This window comes from uncultured Campylobacter sp. (assembly GCF_938018145.1).
Classification (GTDB): domain Bacteria; phylum Campylobacterota; class Campylobacteria; order Campylobacterales; family Campylobacteraceae; genus Campylobacter_A.
Map to the genome: position 1 here is coordinate 1 of NZ_CALIII010000460.1, position 2,155 is coordinate 2,155.

The 2,155-nt window shown below is 39.7% G+C and carries 5 protein-coding genes and 1 pseudogene; 1 reads left to right on the top strand and 5 read right to left on the bottom strand.

Annotation, left to right across the window (positions count from 1 at the left end):
• Window positions 1–49 precede the first annotated feature (49 nt).
• Window positions 50–406, bottom strand: a complete 357-nt coding sequence (locus Q0338_RS10805) for a DpnII family type II restriction endonuclease (protein WP_298086721.1) — start codon at window positions 404–406, stop codon at window positions 50–52.
• Between Q0338_RS10805 and Q0338_RS10810 the strand changes: the two genes are divergently transcribed.
• The gene (locus tag Q0338_RS10810; protein WP_298086722.1) at window positions 374–721 is read left to right on the top strand and encodes a DpnII family type II restriction endonuclease; all 348 of its coding nucleotides are present in this window, start codon (window positions 374–376) and stop codon (window positions 719–721) included. The genes Q0338_RS10805 and Q0338_RS10810 overlap by 33 nt on opposite strands.
• Here the strand turns inward: Q0338_RS10810 and Q0338_RS10815 are convergent.
• From Q0338_RS10815 to carB, 4 genes and pseudogenes are all read right to left on the bottom strand, one after another.
• Window positions 677–871 carry a DpnII family type II restriction endonuclease gene (locus tag Q0338_RS10815; protein ID WP_234410270.1) on the bottom strand — a complete coding sequence of 65 codons (195 nt, stop codon included), beginning with the start codon at window positions 869–871 and terminating at the stop codon, window positions 677–679. The two genes, Q0338_RS10810 and Q0338_RS10815, sit on opposite strands and share 45 nt — an antisense overlap.
• A gap of 7 nt (window positions 872–878) precedes the next feature.
• Window positions 879–1,070 carry a DpnD/PcfM family protein gene (locus Q0338_RS10820; protein ID WP_298086723.1) on the bottom strand — a complete coding sequence of 64 codons (192 nt, stop codon included), beginning with the start codon at window positions 1,068–1,070 and terminating at the stop codon, window positions 879–881.
• Window positions 1,070–1,780: a hypothetical protein gene (locus tag Q0338_RS10825; RefSeq protein ID WP_298086724.1), complete on the bottom strand. Its 711-nt coding sequence runs from the start codon at window positions 1,778–1,780 to the stop codon at window positions 1,070–1,072. The genes Q0338_RS10820 and Q0338_RS10825 overlap by 1 nt, the downstream gene beginning before the upstream one ends.
• Window positions 1,777–2,155: pseudogene (gene carB, locus Q0338_RS10830) on the bottom strand (carbamoyl phosphate synthase large subunit); the annotation flags it as partial. The pseudogene carB and the gene Q0338_RS10825, both read right to left, overlap by 4 nt.

The window sequence follows — 2,155 nt, forward strand, 5'->3', positions numbered from 1 at the left end:
CAAAATCTCAAAACAATCCCCCTGAAAAAGCTTAAAGTCATCCACTAATCTAAACATTTTTAAGCTCTTTTATAAAATAATTAAGCGTGGCAAGGTTGTAAATTTTAACGCTCTTGTAAGCCTCTTCGAGCTTATTCTTAGCCGCAAGCCAGCCCTGTCCATCCGTTATCCAGACAAACTTAAATCCACCACAAAGGGCTATTTTCTGTGATATCTCAGTATAAGCTCGCGCAACCTCGTTCAACTTCGAACCTCCGGTGCCGTAAAAATTAGTTTCAATCAGATACGTTATACCGCCCGCCCTAATGACAAAATCGAAGATCTTTTGATCGCTTCCTAAATTTAGAGCAAAATTCCTACTGCTAACCTCGGTTTGAAAGCCGATATTTTCACTCTTTTTAGGCAAAACAAAGAGTGTTTCGATGCGCTAAATTTACTTATAGCCGTTAGAGATAAAAATATAGACGTGGTTACAGTAGATGACGAGATTACAAAGCTTGGATGTTATTTTGAAAGTCCGGAAAAAATTTACGAATTTTGTCATCAGACAGGACTAGATAAAATTTTTATAGACGGGAAGATTAAAAATTTGTACGATTACGTTTTTGGAGTAGAGGTCGGACTCGATACGAACGCGCGGAAAAATCGAGGCGGCGTAAATTTCTCTCGAACGGTTTCAGAGTATTTTAAGAGTGAAAATATCGGTTTTCAAATCTTTTGAACCGAGCAAAAAATCAAGCGTATGAAGCTTAATGGAAACGGCTTTTAGATTTTCGCCGCATTTGTTAAAGTCGGTAAAGTAGCCAAGGCTCGCGTTCGTCTTTCTAAGCGAGCGTAAAAAGTCGCTAAAATTTGTTAAATTCGGTTCCATAAAATCCCTATAATTTAGTTTTCGGCTCGTCCCAGGTCATCGTTTTAAAATCCGCACAAACGAAGTCCTCCGCACCTAAAACAATCTCGCTGTTTTCGTAAGCCGCTCGAGCGATCTTACACGCTTCTTCTTTATTTTTCGCTTTAATAACGACTCTCTTCGCCGAAGTTTCGACGATCTCTACTTCAAATTCTTTCATTAAATTCCCATAGGAATTTTACCGATTTCGCTCTCTTTTTCGTATTGCTTTATGATATCTTCATAGCAAGCAAACTTTACCTTTTTGCTTATACTTTCATAAATGCTATCTTTTAAAACGCCGTCAAATTGCTTTTTTCTTTGCAAATCGGCTACTATAAACATTTTGGCGTTAAAGTCTTGAAGTTCGTAAAATTTATTTAGAGAGTTTTTAAAGTCGGTACTGTGTTCTACTTCATAAAACGCATCGGGCAAATTTCTGCGATTAAACCATATTGCATCGACGTTTTTTGCTTTATTTACGATGTTTTCATAGCTGAAGTTATAAATTTCTTTTAAAGTCGTTAATTCGGTTAATTTTTTATTAAGATAAAGCTTGTTTTTATCTTGCGCCGGTACATATGTCTGAAAATTCCTTAGATTCCCAATCTCTACGATAATACCTTGATAATATGCGTGAGTAAAACTCGGATTTATTCCGCTTTTACCATCGCCGGTTTTGGCCGTATTTTGCGCCTCGAAATCCTTAAGCCCCCAAAGCCCGGGTCTAATTTTATAAAATTCTTTATTAGTTTGCACTATACCTCTTATACTAGCAAACGGAGTTTTCGTTCCCCATTTGCTAGTATTGGTCTTAGCGTAAAGTTGCGAGAAAGTAGCCATACCGCCGAGATTAACTAAAGCCTCTATAACGCATTGCTTTTGCGTCATCCAAGATACTCCTGCAAGCTCTTAACCTCCAGCGCGCTGCCGTCTTGCACGCTTTTTAGCGATTTAGCCGCCGCTAGAGCCGCCGACATCGTCGTGAAATACGGGATCTTAAATCGCATGATGTTTTGTCTGATTTTCTTGCCGTCCTCGCTGTTTGACTTGCTGTCGCTGGTGTTGATGACAAGCGCGATGTCGCCGTTTTTGAGCTTGTCCTCGACGTTTGGGCGACCTTCGCTGATTTTGTAGACGAACTCGCTCTCTACGCCCGCGTCATTTAAAATTTTATACGTTCCGCCGGTGGCGATGATTTTAAAGCCGAGGCTTATTAGCTCGCGCGCCAAATTTGCGGCGTATTTTTTGTCTGCATCGGCAAGA